The organism is Polycyclovorans algicola TG408 (genome assembly GCF_000711245.1).
Lineage (GTDB): Bacteria > Pseudomonadota > Gammaproteobacteria > Nevskiales > Nevskiaceae > Polycyclovorans > Polycyclovorans algicola.
Map to the genome: position 1 here is coordinate 1,422,398 of NZ_JOMH01000001.1, position 12,581 is coordinate 1,434,978.

The 12,581-nt window shown below is 60.5% G+C and carries 10 protein-coding genes; 4 read left to right on the top strand and 6 right to left on the bottom strand.

The window, feature by feature from the left end; genetic code table 11:
- Positions 1–3: 3 nt before the first annotated feature.
- Positions 4–888, bottom strand: coding sequence for a type II secretion system protein GspC (gspC, locus tag U741_RS0106830; RefSeq protein WP_029889737.1), 885 nt, complete (start codon positions 886–888; stop codon positions 4–6).
- Between the two features lie 281 nt (positions 889–1,169).
- Between gspC and clpS the strand changes: the two genes are divergently transcribed.
- Both clpS and clpA read left to right on the top strand, forming a co-directional pair.
- Positions 1,170–1,514, top strand: coding sequence for an ATP-dependent Clp protease adapter ClpS (gene clpS / locus U741_RS0106835; protein WP_052378570.1), 345 nt, complete (start codon positions 1,170–1,172; stop codon positions 1,512–1,514).
- Positions 1,514–3,796 carry an ATP-dependent Clp protease ATP-binding subunit ClpA gene (gene clpA, locus U741_RS0106840; protein ID WP_029889739.1) on the top strand — a complete coding sequence of 761 codons (2,283 nt, stop codon included), beginning with the start codon at positions 1,514–1,516 and terminating at the stop codon, positions 3,794–3,796. Before clpS ends, clpA begins: the two co-directional genes overlap by 1 nt.
- A 64-nt stretch (positions 3,797–3,860) precedes the next feature.
- On the opposite strand, the gene infA is transcribed toward clpA, so the two are convergent.
- The gene (gene infA, locus U741_RS0106845; protein WP_029889740.1) at positions 3,861–4,079 is read right to left on the bottom strand and encodes a translation initiation factor IF-1; all 219 of its coding nucleotides are present in this window, start codon (positions 4,077–4,079) and stop codon (positions 3,861–3,863) included.
- 250 nt (positions 4,080–4,329) lie between these two features.
- Between infA and U741_RS0106850 the strand changes: the two genes are divergently transcribed.
- On the top strand, positions 4,330–7,500 hold the full coding sequence (locus U741_RS0106850) for a TonB-dependent receptor (protein ID WP_029889741.1): 3,171 nt from the start codon (positions 4,330–4,332) through the stop codon (positions 7,498–7,500).
- Positions 7,501–7,503: 3 nt separating this feature from the next.
- Positions 7,504–9,453 carry a beta-helix domain-containing protein gene (locus tag U741_RS0106855; RefSeq protein ID WP_152551520.1) on the top strand — a complete coding sequence of 650 codons (1,950 nt, stop codon included), beginning with the start codon at positions 7,504–7,506 and terminating at the stop codon, positions 9,451–9,453.
- A 66-nt stretch (positions 9,454–9,519) separates the two neighbouring features.
- Here U741_RS0106855 and U741_RS0106860 read toward each other — a convergent pair whose 3' ends face one another.
- From U741_RS0106860 to U741_RS0106875, 4 genes are all read right to left on the bottom strand, one after another.
- Complete coding sequence (locus U741_RS0106860; RefSeq protein WP_029889743.1) at positions 9,520–10,251, bottom strand: arginyltransferase; 732 nt, start codon at positions 10,249–10,251, stop codon at positions 9,520–9,522.
- Positions 10,248–10,949 carry a leucyl/phenylalanyl-tRNA--protein transferase gene (gene aat, locus U741_RS0106865; protein WP_052378571.1) on the bottom strand — a complete coding sequence of 234 codons (702 nt, stop codon included), beginning with the start codon at positions 10,947–10,949 and terminating at the stop codon, positions 10,248–10,250. The genes U741_RS0106860 and aat overlap by 4 nt, the downstream gene beginning before the upstream one ends.
- The gene (locus U741_RS0106870; RefSeq protein ID WP_029889745.1) at positions 10,942–12,069 is read right to left on the bottom strand and encodes a GNAT family N-acetyltransferase; all 1,128 of its coding nucleotides are present in this window, start codon (positions 12,067–12,069) and stop codon (positions 10,942–10,944) included. Before U741_RS0106870 ends, aat begins: the two co-directional genes overlap by 8 nt.
- A 96-nt stretch (positions 12,070–12,165) precedes the next feature.
- A complete protein-coding gene (locus U741_RS0106875) occupies positions 12,166–12,498 on the bottom strand; it encodes a hypothetical protein (protein ID WP_029889746.1) in 333 nt (110 codons plus the stop codon).
- Positions 12,499–12,581 lie beyond the last annotated feature (83 nt).

Below are 12,581 nucleotides of genomic sequence, written 5' to 3' on the forward strand. Positions count from 1 at the left end.
GCATCAGTCGAGTGAAATCGTCACGTTCTGTGAGTTGCCGCCGCGCTCAATGGTGAGCGACACGCTGCTGGCGGTCGAAAGGTCGGTGAGCATCGACAGCGCCTTGCTGGCGTCGTTGAGCTCGGTGCCGTTGATGGCGGTGACCAAGTCCCCCGGCTTGAGCCCCGCCGCGTTGAACAGTGCGCGGTCGCGACCCGGGTAAATGCGATAACCCTGCATGCTGCCGCCCGAGGCCGACGGTTGCACCCTGAGATAGGTCGCGGCCTTGGACGGGTCTTGCAAAATTTCATCGCGCACCGAGCCCAGTTGCGGCAATACAACCGCGTCTCCGAGATCGCTGGCGGCAGGTGCGGCCGCCACGTTGGCCGCAGGGGCATCTTTCTCAAGCCTGAGGGTTTCGGGACGCCCCTGGCGCATGAGGATCACCCGGTCGGCGAAAATCTGTTCCAGGGTCACGCCGCGCACGACTTCCATGCCGGTCGAAAACGGGGCCTCGTTGCTGCCGCCGGTGTTGATCAGCGCCCGCGAGCCCTCAGGCGTTCGACCGAACAACAGGCCGATCAGCTTGAGGTTGAGTGTGGTTTCAGGCGCGTCAGTGACCGCCTTCGTGGCGAGGTTGGCCTCGGCCGTGCCAAACAGCTTGGCCTCGCTGATGGCACCCAGGTCGATCTGGGCAGACGGTTGGCTGCTGTCGCCAGTCGCGCTGATGCGCGGCGGCTGCCACACGGTCTCGGTGCCGACGGCGTGCCAGAACAGGCCCGCGAGTTGCCAGCCGATCAGTGCCGCGAACAGCAGGATGCTGCCCGGAATCAGCCAGCGCTGAACGCGCGGCCAGCCGGCCGCGAGCTGCCGCGGCCAGGCCAGGGAAAGTGTGTGGAGCGACGACATCGCGCGATCATACCTTGCGACCCCGTCCTTGCTGATGTCGGGCGCACCGCGCGTTCGAGGTCGTGGCCGTCAAGTGCTCGCGGCCGAGGCGAACCCGAGCCGCACCTTGGGGTCTATTTGCCTCAGGATCGACGGGCGTTCGCCGAAGTCCGTTGGCGTTTGGTATCCCACCCACCCAGTGACGGCATCGACACGGAGTTTTCGCAGTCATTTCAGCGGCTCATCAACACCCTGCATCGGGTTGTCATTGATTTGCTGAAGTGCGCGCTAATATTGAAACCATGACGCAGAAGCACAACATCCGCCCCCTCGGTAACACCCCTGTCGGCAATGACGACGGCTTGGCCCTGCAGGACGCCAAGCCCAAACTCAAGAAGCCGCCCATGTTCAAGGTGATTGTCGTCAACGACGATTACACCCCAATGGAATTTGTGGTCCAGGTTTTGCAACAGTTTTTCCAACACTCCCGTGAACAGGCGGTGCAGATCATGTTGCATGTCCATACCCAGGGTCGTGGCGTCGCCGGTGTCTTCCCGGCCGAGATTGCCGAGACCAAGACCGCACAGGTGAATGCGTTCGCGCGCAAGCACCAACACCCGCTACTTACCGTAATGGAGAAGGCCTGATGCTATCCGATGACCTGCAGAAAGCCCTTGACGCGGCGTTTGTGGCCGCGCGCATGGAAGGCCACGACCTGCTCACTGTCGAGCACCTGCTGTTGGCGTTGCTCTCCGACACGCAGATTTCCGAGGCGCTGACCGCCGTCGGCTGCGACATGGAGCGGCTGGAAGCCGACCTGCGCGAGTACATCAACACCCACCTGCAGCGTATGGGCGAGCTTGAACGTCATGAGGTGCAGCCGACGCTGTCATTCCAGCGTGTGCTGCAGCGGGCGATCTATCACGTGCAGGCGTCCGGCAAGAAGCAGGTCACCACGCTGAATGTGCTGATCGCGCTGTTTGCCGAGAAGGACACCCATGCGGTTTACCTGCTGGGCGAACAGGGGGTCTCGCGGCTCGACATCGTCAACTTTGTCTCGCACGGCATCGCCAAAAATGGCGCGGTACCTGACAAGGCGCCGGAGGCCGGTCTCGAAGGCCGTGCCGATACCGGCGACGACAAGGCCGACCAGCGCTCAGCGCTCGACCAGTACGCGGTCAACCTCAACAAGCGCGCTGCCGAGGGCAAGATCGACCCGTTGATTGGCCGTGATCTGGAAATCGAGCGGGTCATGCAGACCCTGTGCCGCCGGCGCAAGAACAACCCGCTGTTGGTGGGCGAGGCCGGCGTCGGCAAGACCGCCATTGCCGAAGGTCTGGCCTGGCTGATCATGGAAGACCAAGTGCCCGAGCTGCTGGAAGGCAGTGTCGTCTACAGCCTCGATCTGGGTGCGTTGATTGCCGGCACCAAGTATCGCGGTGACTTCGAGAAGCGCTTCAAGGCGGTGATGAACGAGCTGAAACAACAGCCCCGCGCCATCATCTTTATCGATGAGATTCACATGATCATAGGTGCGGGATCGGCCTCGGGTGGGGTGATGGACGCCTCGAACCTACTCAAGCCGCTGCTCTCGTCCGGTGAGCTGCGCTGCATCGGCTCGACCACCTATCAGGAATATCGCGGCATCTTCGAGAAGGATCGTGCGCTGGCTCGGCGCTTCCAGAAGATCGACGTCGACGAGCCCAGCATCGAAGACACGGTGAAGATTCTCGAAGGCCTCAAGTCGCGTTTCGAAGAACACCACACCGTGCAATACACCCGAAGCGCGCTGCGCTCGGCGGTCGAGCTGTCGGCGCGGCACATCACCGACCGGCAACTGCCCGACAAGGCCATCGACATCATCGACGAGGCGGCGGCAAGGCTGCGTCTGCTGCCCGAGTCGAAGCGCCGCAAGACCGTGCAGGTTCGCGACATCGAGGAAACCATCGCCAAGATTGCGCGCATTCCGCCGAAAAGCGTGTCGACCAATGATCGCGAGAAGCTCGCCACCCTCGAGCGCGACCTCAAGCTGGTCATCTACGGGCAGGATGCGGCCGTCAACCAACTGGCGGCGAGCATCAAGCTGGCGCGCTCGGGCTTGGGCAATCCCGACAAGCCCATCGGCAACTTCCTGCTGGCCGGCCCCACCGGTGTCGGCAAGACCGAGGTGACCCGGCAACTGGCACAGTGTCTGGGTATCGAGCTGGTGCGCTTCGACATGAGCGAATACATGGAGCGCCACACCGTCAGCCGTCTGATCGGCGCGCCGCCGGGCTATGTCGGCTTTGACCAGGGTGGCCTGCTCACCGATGCGGTCATCAAGCAGCCGCACGCGGTGATTCTGCTCGACGAGATCGAGAAGGCGCATCCCGATGTGTTCAACCTGCTGCTGCAGGTCATGGACCACGGCACGCTCACCGACAACAACGGCCGCAAGGCAGATTTCCGCAACGTGATTCTGGTGATGACCACCAACGCTGGCGCCGAAGAGTCGGCCCGCCGCTCCATCGGCTTGATCGAGCAGGACAACGTGCCCGACGCGCTGGAAGTCATTCGCAAGCAGTTCACGCCGGAATTCCGTAACCGGCTCGATGCCATCGTCGCGTTCTCGCCCCTGGGGCCACGCGAAATCCTACGGGTGGTCGACAAGTTCCTGCTGCAGCTCGAAGCGCAACTCGGCGCGAAAGGCGTGCAGATGGATGTCGACGAAGACGCGCGGGCGTGGCTGGCCGAAAAGGGCTACGACGTGCGCATGGGTGCCCGGCCGATGGCGCGAGCCATCCAGGAGCACATCAAGCGCCCGCTGGCCGAGGAACTGCTGTTCGGCAGGCTCGCCAACGGAGGCCACGTCAGCGTCAAAGTGCGTGACGATGCCATCGTCTTCGATATCGAGGCCAAGGAGCGTAACAACTCGCCCGAGCTCGTTTGAGGCACATGACTTAGGCCGGGGTGTGCGTGAGCGCACCTCGGCCTGGGGTACGGGTGGCTTCCCGTTACTTGTCGCGGAAGGTGATGCGACCCTTGCTCAGATCGTACGGCGTGAGCTGCACCGTGACCTTGTCACCCGTGAGGATGCGGATGTAGTGCTTGCGCATCTTGCCGGAGATGTGTGCGGTCACGATGTGGCCGTTCTCCAGCTTGACGCGGAAGGTGGTGTTGGGAAGCGTGTCGGTGACAACGCCCAACATCTCGATATGGTCTTCTTTCGACATCGTCTCTACAGCTGAAAAGGGGCGGCATTATCTGCGCTCGTGCGCCAACCGGCAACACGGCACGATTTTGGCTCCGTGATCGCAAGGGTCAGGCGCACTCCCAATGGCTTGAAAACAGTGGTTGGGCGACCTGCCAAGTGTTTGTCGCGAAGCGTCGGGCCTGAACCTTTGCCTCGTCACGAAATCGTCATTTCTGATCCCTATAGTCCGCCGCTCTGGGATCTTTCAGACTTGACGGGAGCAACCTCAAATGAGGCATCTGGCCACGATCGCGGCTTCGTGCATGTTTGTTTTTTCAGCATCTGTGGCCTTGGCGGACACACCAGACGCCGGTGATGTGTCGGTGATCGTTCTCGACAGCGATGGCGGCGTTGCCGAACTGACTTTGGAAATTGACGGTGTCAACTTCGGCGCCACAGGCGCCAGTGGTGTCGTCCAAGCGGAGGCGATCAAACCCGGCGTACGTCGTTACGTCGTTCTGCAGGGCGCAGCACGCGTTGCTGCAGGCGAGTTTCGTTTGGCTCCAGATGAGGCTGCGGAGCTCGTCATCAACCTGCGTGGCCCCGGCATTGACCCCGGTATCGACAGCGACATTTTTGGCATTGAAAATGCGGGCGAAACCACGCTGCTAGGGGTCGTGACCGACGGCAGCGGCGGTGTGGCGCCCCAAGCCCGAATTCATGTGGTTGACACCGACATCTCTGTTACCACTGATGACGATGGGTATTTCCAGTTCGATATTCCACGCGGGGTCTACGACCTCGAGGTGACCTCGGGTGGTCTATCACGCACGTTTCAGGGCGTACGTGCATCGCCCAACTTGGCGGCAGGCATGCAGCTTGCACTGACACCAAAATCCACCGGCACAACGTCCGATGACGCGATTGATGAAATTGTCGTTACCGCTCAGTATGTGCCCAATACGGCGGCCACTTTGGAACGTCGATCCGAATCCATCTTAGATGCGATCTCGGCGGCCGACATTTCACTTGCGGGCGACAGCGATGCTGCGGCGGCCCTGATTCGTGTAACGGGTGTCACGTTTCAGGATAAGCAGATTTTCGTACGCGGTCTGGGCGACCGCTACTCGGCTGTGTTTATTGATGGCGCTGAGCTACCCAGTCCTGACCCGACGCGCCGAGTTATTTCACTCGACCTGTTCCCGAGTGATTTCCTGGGCGGCATTGCGGTACAGAAAACCTATAGCCCCGACTTGCCCGGCGATTTTTCCGGCGGTGCGGTGTTGCTCGATACCAAGGGTCTTCCTGACGACTTCAATTTCTCGGTCGGTGCATCGGTGGGCGGCAACGACCAAACCACCTTTTTGCGCGGCTTGAGTTATCTCGGCAGCGAAAGTGACTGGACTGGATTCGACGGCGGGGTGAGAGATATTCCCAGCGTCGCCGCTGACCTGACCAACGGCGGCAGTATTCCGCTCAGTGATCTGTCAGCGGCCCAGCGTGAGGTGGTTGCAGAGTCGCTGTTGCCAATCTACGACATTCGCGTCGTTCAGGCGATGCCGATCGATGGCGGCGGGTCGGTCTCAATCGGTGATCGCATCAGCCGTTTTGACTTTGCTGAGATCGGCTATCAGTTATCTGCGTTGTATGACTCTGAGTGGCGGTTCCGGCGTGAGGAGCAGGGTACGTTCCGCTTGGAAGGTAGCGACGTGCGTCCGTTTGAGGAAGAGTTGATTGAACGGTCCGAACAGACCATCGACAGTGGGGTAATTGGCGGACTCACGTTCGAGTTCAATGAAGACCACACGGTGGGCTACACCGCGCTGATGTCGAACCAAACACTCAAAGGCACCTACTTTTCCGAAGGTGAGATCGTTGATGAAGGCCGTGAGATACGCGACGTTACCTTGGACTGGATTGAAACTCAGTTGTTATCGCATCAAATCCGTGGTGAGCACACGTTTCACGACTTATTTGAGCGTGCCCGCCCGCTCGATGTTCAGTGGCAAGCGGTCACGTCCAGCGCCACCCGAGATGTTTTGGATCGTCGTGAATATAGCTACAGCCGCCGTCCGACGACTCAAAACGCCAACCCGATTTTCGAATTTGTATCCGGCACCGCCTCAGGCACTGGTGGTCAGCCGCTGACCCGGACATGGGAATTTCTTGAAGATGACAATCTCGATCTGGGTGTTGACTTTTCCTTGCCGATGGATTTTTCCAGCAACGTTACCGGCGAAATGAAAGCGGGGTTGCGTCGGACGGATCGCGAAAGAGACTTCAACCAAGTGCGTTGGCAATTTCGTGCAGTTGGTGGCGGCTCGTCTACTGACGAGGACTTTTTGCAGACATTCTCGTTTCCTTCCCCTGCTCAGATTCTGAGGCCCGACACGATAGGGCCGAGCACGAGCTTTGATTCAGATGCACGTTTCGATCTGTTTACCGCTCAATCGATCCTGGTCGGAAATCAACGCGCCGATATCTTTAGCGCTGAGCAGACAGTCGACGCCGTTTATGTTTTAGGTGATTACTACATTGGTGAAAAATGGCGGCTCCAGGGTGGGGCGCGTCAAGAAAGATCGGAGATAACGGTCGCTAACAGCAACGTTGACGGTTCCGCGTCGCCCGGCGCTAGGCTTAAGGACACTGATCTTCTTCCGGCGATTAATGCAACCTATTTTCTTGATGATAGGCAGAAATTTAGATTCGGTTATAGCGAAACCGTAAATCGTCCGCAGTTTCGAGAATTGTCGCCTATCGAGTTCCGTGATCCGGAGACACGACGCCTCACGCAAGGTAACCCAAACCTTGAACAGGCGAACATCCAGAACCTTGACTTCCGTTATGAGTTTTATTGGGCCCGAAGTGAAGGTTTTACGGCCAGCGCTTTTTACAAGCAGATCGACAATCCGATTGAAGTCGTGATTGGCCCTAGCGGAGAAGGTGGATTCCGCTCATTTCAAAATGTTTCGGAGGCCAATAACTACGGCATTGAGTTTGATTTACGCACCGAGTTTGATGAGTTGGAAAAATACGCTAACTGGCTTAGCTACACCTATGCAGCAGCGAACCTCACCTTTATCGAATCAGAAATCAAGGTTAATGACCCGAACAGCGTCTTGACGAATCCTGATCGCGAGTTGCAGGGCCAGTCGCCATGGATTGTGAACCTCACGCTTGGATTGAGCGAACCGGGGCGTCGAACTGATGTTGCCCTATTGTTCAATGTCTTTGGTGAACGGATTATTGAAGCGGGTGTCAGCGGCTTGCCGGACGCGATCGAAGAATCTGTGCCGACGCTGGATTTTAATCTTCGACAGGGCATTGGTCAGAATTGGCGCGTGGGTTTGAAGTTCCGCAATCTTCTGGATCCGGACATTGAAGTTTTTCAAGGTGTGGGTGTGCAGCGTCGTTACAAGCTCGGCCGGTCGGGTTCGCTGTCGGTGGAGTATGAGTTTTAAAGCATGACCTTTGGCAACCAATCGGTTGAATCAATTTCTAGCGGAGGTTTCTTCATGTTTCAGAAAAAAGTGATCGCCACGGCGGCAGCTTTGCTTGGTAGTGTGTTGCTGGTGGCCTGTGACGACGGATCCGACTTCGGTGCAGGAACGCCGGTGATCAATGTCAACGTCGACAACAACGCGCAAGGCGGCGCCGGCGGCTCTGGCGGTTCGGGCGGCGGCGACAACGGCGGGAACAACGGGGGTGGTGGTAATCCCGATCCCGATCCCGGAATGTCCGGTATTCCGGCAGGTGCGATAGTCGGTTCCCTCGGCGATGGGACCGGGATGGTGCTTGACGCAGAAGGCGACGCTGATCCCTTTTCTGTAAGCGCTTGGTTCAACTCCATGTCGGCCAGTCCTGCGACAAACAACAGCACCAATTTGGATGGTCGTTTGGACATCTCGGGCTTCCCAACCGAAGGTGCCGCGTTGAGCGGTACATTCACCCGTCCCGATATGTGGCCGCCTGCGTCAGCTGACGACGCCAATTCATTGCCGGTACCGGATTACATTGTCAGCACCGATTACATCGGCGCTTACGAGCCTGGCGTGCCGCGTGAGGAGCAGTGGACCGCCGACTGGACGGTCAGGGTCAATGGAAATGACGCCGTTTGGGATTTCGCCGGTGGTGAGACCGGTACTGCGCTCGCCAGTGCGACCATTCCTGTGGCTGAAGCTAGCTGCCCCGACGGAACCGAGCTGGTTGGAACCTTCACCGAGATCTTTGGTGAGCTAGAAGATGACGAAGCCGGGCTTTTCGGTGGCGCAGCCGCCAGCGGGGACTACGATGTTTGTCAGTTACCCCCGCAGTTTGATGGCACTGCGATGACCGGTGGCTTGGACATCACCCTGACTAACGACAATGTCTACACGACTGCCGACCAACCGGGTACGACAATCGGCAATGGTAATCGGCCGCGCAGCGAAGTCGCGACCCCGGTCGAGGTTGTGGTCAATGTCGAAGCCGGTACGCTGATCGTGGGCGACTTGCTCGAAGGCATCATCGTCAGCCGCGGTTCGCAGATCAATATTGAGGGCTCTCGTGAGAATCCGGTGGTGGCAACCTCACGGACCCAGATCGAGTCAAGGTTCGACGGCAGCAGCGGCACCCCGGTTGACACGGCTCGTCAGGAATGGACTGGGCTTGTCCTGATGGGCGACGCTCGCGACAACCGTTGCCCTGCTGGCCTGAACCCGCCCACGGCCCCCAGCTTCGACACTTGCGATGTACTTGCCGAAGATGGCTCCGGCAGCTACGGCGGTGGTGATGACATGCACAGCATCGGTTCGATCAACTACTTTGTGCTGCGGCATGGCGGCGGTGACATCGATGGCATGGGTGCTGACCTCAACGGCATTACCTTGTATGCGGTGGGTCGTGGCTCAAGCTTTACCAACATCCAGATCCACCGCAGTTTTGATGACGGTATCGAACCCTTCGGTGGCAACGCCTTCTTCAAGAACGTGGTGCTCACTGGGATTGGTGATGACAGCTTCGATTGGGATAACGGCTACACCGGTGGCATGCAGAGTGCGCTGATCATTCAGGAAGGTGACAAAGCCAACCGGGGCTTTGAAACTGACTCTCGTTTCCTGCAGGTTCCCGTTAGCTTCCCGCTGATTTCCAACGTCACGATTCTGGCGCCGCAGCAGTACACCACCAACCAGTTGGCCAACAGTGAGGCTCAGGGCATTCTGCATCGCGAGGGCACGCGCGCGCAGGTGCACAACAGCATTGTTACAGGCAACTTCTTCAACGGTTGTTTCGACCTCGATAATGCCGGTGATGGCGGTACGTTTGGTCGTGCCTCCGAAGCGGGTGGTACACCGCCTGAAGCACCCGGTCCGCACTTGATCTACCGCAACGTGATCATCGATTGCACGGAGTTCAACTTTGTTGAAAATGGCTAGCCTGCAACAGTCGTAGCCGGATGAAGCACAGGGGGCGACGCGAGTCGCCCCCTTTTTTGTGAGCGTTCAAATCCGCGTATGCGCCGGATCAAACACCCGCCACAGGCCGCCGGAGAAAACTTCCAGCGGCTGGTACTGGCGCTTGTAATCCATCTTGCGGCTGCCCGGAACCCAATAGCCTAGGTACACGTGCGGCAAGTCGGCGCTACGGGCGTAGTCCAGCGCCTGCAGGACCGCAAAGCTGCCCAGGCCACGCGCCGCGTGATCGCTGCGGTAGCAGGTGTAGACCGCCGACAGCGAAGCGGGCAGGCGGTCGATGACCGAAAACGCCAAGAGCTCGTCGCCCAGCCAGAACTCCCAGATCTGCACCTCCAGCCACGCGCAGTGCAGAAACATGTCGAACGCTTCGCGGTTGTCCGGCTCCATGCCGCCGTCCTCGTGGCGGTGACGCAGGTAATCGCGGTAGAGCGCGAAGTGTCGGTCCTGCAGCTTGGACTGAATGCGCAGGGTCAGGTCCTCATTGCGCTTGGCGCAGCGCCGCTGAGAGCGGTTTGGATTGAACGATGACACGGGAATGCGCGCCGGAATGCACAGCTGGCAGTGCTGGCAATACGGTCGGTAGACATGTCCGCCGCTACGGCGAAAGCCCTGCTCCAGCAGCCAGCTGTAGCGCGTGGCGCTCATTGAAATAGCCGGGTCGATGTAGGCGTTGCGCGCGCTGCGATCGGGCAGGTAGCCGCAGCGGTGCTCCGGACTCAGAAACAGGCTGAAGCGTTCGGGTGGCCGCATCGGGTTCATGACCAGACCCCGGTGGAGGCACGTTCGGCAGCGGCCGGGCGCGCCACGGACAGGAACCGGTCACGTGACCATTCCACCGCGCCGAGCCGGGTCAGGTGCGCCGAGGCGACCTGGCAGTCGATCAGCGCGAAGTCGTGCGCGACCAGTCGCTCGCAGAGCGCGACCAGCGCAACTTTGGAGGCATCGGTCTGGCGGGAGAACATGGACTCACCATAAAACATGCGGCCAATCGCCACGCCGTAGAGGCCGCCGACCAGCGCGTCGCGATCCCAGACCTCGACGCTGTGCGCGTGCCCGAGCCGGTGCAGCTCGCCATAGGCCACGCGCATTGCATCGCCCAGCCAGGTGCCGCGGTGGTGTGCCCGCGGCCCGGCGCACCCGGCGGTGACGGCGTCAAAACAGGTGTCCACCGTGACGCGAAAGTGGCCGCTGCGCACCCGTCGCCCCAACGACCGACTGATGTGCAGCTCGGTCGGCGGCAGCACCGCGCGCGGGTCGGGGCACCACCAAAGAATGGGCTCGTCGGCGTTGTACCAGGGGAATACACCGTAAGCGTAGGCGCGCAACAGTCGGGTCGGGTGCAGGTCACCGCCAATGGCGAGCAGCCCATTGGGCTCGCGCAGGGCCAGATGTGCGGGCGGAAACGGCTGCTCGGGGTTACGTGGGTCCAGCCAGTGCAGGCGGATGGGGTTATCCATGGTCTGCGCCGTGGCTTGGTGTTTGCCGGTAGGCACTGTGTGCGGTGCGCAGCCAATCGGCGTGTGCGGTGACGGCCGCGCGCTCCTGCGCGAGGAAATGGTCCACGGCGGCCCGCAAACGCGGTTCGACCAGCCAGTGCGCCGACGTGGTGCGGACGGGGTCGAAGCCGCGCGTGCGCTTGTGATCGCCCTGGGTCCCGGCGTCAAAGCGGGCCAAACCGCGTTCGATGCACCAGTCGATGCCTTGGTAATAGCAGGTTTCAAAGTGCGCGCCGTCAATCTCACGGCGCGCCCCCCAATGCCGGCCGTACAGCGTGTCGCGACCTTCGAAAAACAACGCGATCATCTCTCGCTGCTGGTCGGCAAACCCGCTGAGTACCCACATCGGGCTCGCGCCGTCGTGCAGGTAATGGTCGAAGAACGCGCGGTTGAGGTACGGCGGCTGGCCGCGCATGGCGTAGGTGGAGGCATAAAGGGCATAGACCTCGTCCAGGTCTGCCGCGTCGAGCGCGTGCGCCGGCTCGCGGCGGTAAGTGATGCCGCACTCGACCAGCTTGCGACGCTCTCGGCGAATTTTCTTGCGCTTGTCCGCCGACAACTGCGCCAGAAACGCCTCGAAGTCGGCGTAGTCGCGGTTGAACCATTGGTACTGAATGTCGTGGCGCAAACTTGCGCCTGCCTGCTGCGCGGCTGTCGCGCCCGGCTCGTCGATAAACAAAAGATGGGTCGATGACTCCCCGGCATCGGCGGCCAGGGTGCTGAGGTGCGCCAGCAGCTGGGCCTCGGCGTCGGCATCGACCGCAGCCCAGCGGGGCCCGCTGCTGGGCGTGAAGGGAATGGCATTGACCCGGCGCGGGTAGTAAGACTGGCCCAACTGCTCCGCCGCACGTGCCCAGGCGAAATCAAAGACGAATTCGCCGTAAGAATGCGCCTTGATGTAGAGCGGGCACGCCGCCAGCAAGCGCCCGTCGTCGGTCTCCAGCAGCAGATGACAGGGCCTCCAACCGAGCTCGGGGGCGACGCTGCCGCTGGTTTCCAGGGCATTCAGAAATCGGTGTGAGATGAACGGGTAGGCGTCGCCGAACAGGCCGTCCCACGTCGCTGCCGGGATGTCGGCCATGCGGTCGAGGTGGCGAAAACGGCCCGCCGTCCGGGCGGGCCTTGCAGGGTTGTCAGCGTTCAAATGGATAAGTGAGCGAAAGGTCCACAGCGAAAATCAGTGAAACGTCGGCGCCACAGCCGGCACGTCGCGCAATGACCACTGGACGACGGCATCGTGTTCAAAGCCGGTGATCGACTCGGCATCCTTGGGGGGATGTGCCTCCGTGACCCGACCGTCGGCATCGAAAGCGACGAAAGCGCCGGAGGTTTGCACCTTTATTTCGCCGATCTCGCTGTCATCGAGCGTGATCTGCAGGTATCTCACCATGCGATCGGCCAGTTCGGGCAAGGGGCGGGTGCCGGCCGCAACCATCGCGGCTTGTTCGGCGGTGAATTCACGAATGCCGTCTTCTGGGGTGATGAGGAAGTGCTTCACTTCGGTGCTCATGGGAAGGCTCCTGTCAGCGTCCGTGATGGACGCATTCAATATGCAGGGTTCCTGCCAAGTTTCAAGTTAAACGGCGCCGCCGG

Bases quoted from the DNA above. Each gene is read 5' to 3' on its own strand.
- U741_RS0106855 (WP_152551520.1), top strand. From the start codon at position 7,504: ATGACCTTTGGCAACCAATCGGTTGAATCAATTTCTAGCGGAGGTTTC.
- U741_RS0106860 (WP_029889743.1), bottom strand. From the start codon at position 10,251: ATGAACCCGATGCGGCCACCCGAACGCTTCAGCCTGTTTCTGAGTCCG.
- U741_RS0106850 (WP_029889741.1), top strand. From the start codon at position 4,330: ATGAGGCATCTGGCCACGATCGCGGCTTCGTGCATGTTTGTTTTTTCA.
- clpS (WP_052378570.1), top strand. From the start codon at position 1,170: ATGACGCAGAAGCACAACATCCGCCCCCTCGGTAACACCCCTGTCGGC.
- infA (WP_029889740.1), bottom strand. From the start codon at position 4,079: ATGTCGAAAGAAGACCATATCGAGATGTTGGGCGTTGTCACCGACACG.
- U741_RS0106870 (WP_029889745.1), bottom strand. From the start codon at position 12,069: ATGGCCGACATCCCGGCAGCGACGTGGGACGGCCTGTTCGGCGACGCC.
- gspC (WP_029889737.1), bottom strand. From the start codon at position 888: ATGTCGTCGCTCCACACACTTTCCCTGGCCTGGCCGCGGCAGCTCGCG.
- clpA (WP_029889739.1), top strand. From the start codon at position 1,514: ATGCTATCCGATGACCTGCAGAAAGCCCTTGACGCGGCGTTTGTGGCC.
- U741_RS0106875 (WP_029889746.1), bottom strand. From the start codon at position 12,498: ATGAGCACCGAAGTGAAGCACTTCCTCATCACCCCAGAAGACGGCATT.
- aat (WP_052378571.1), bottom strand. From the start codon at position 10,949: ATGGATAACCCCATCCGCCTGCACTGGCTGGACCCACGTAACCCCGAG.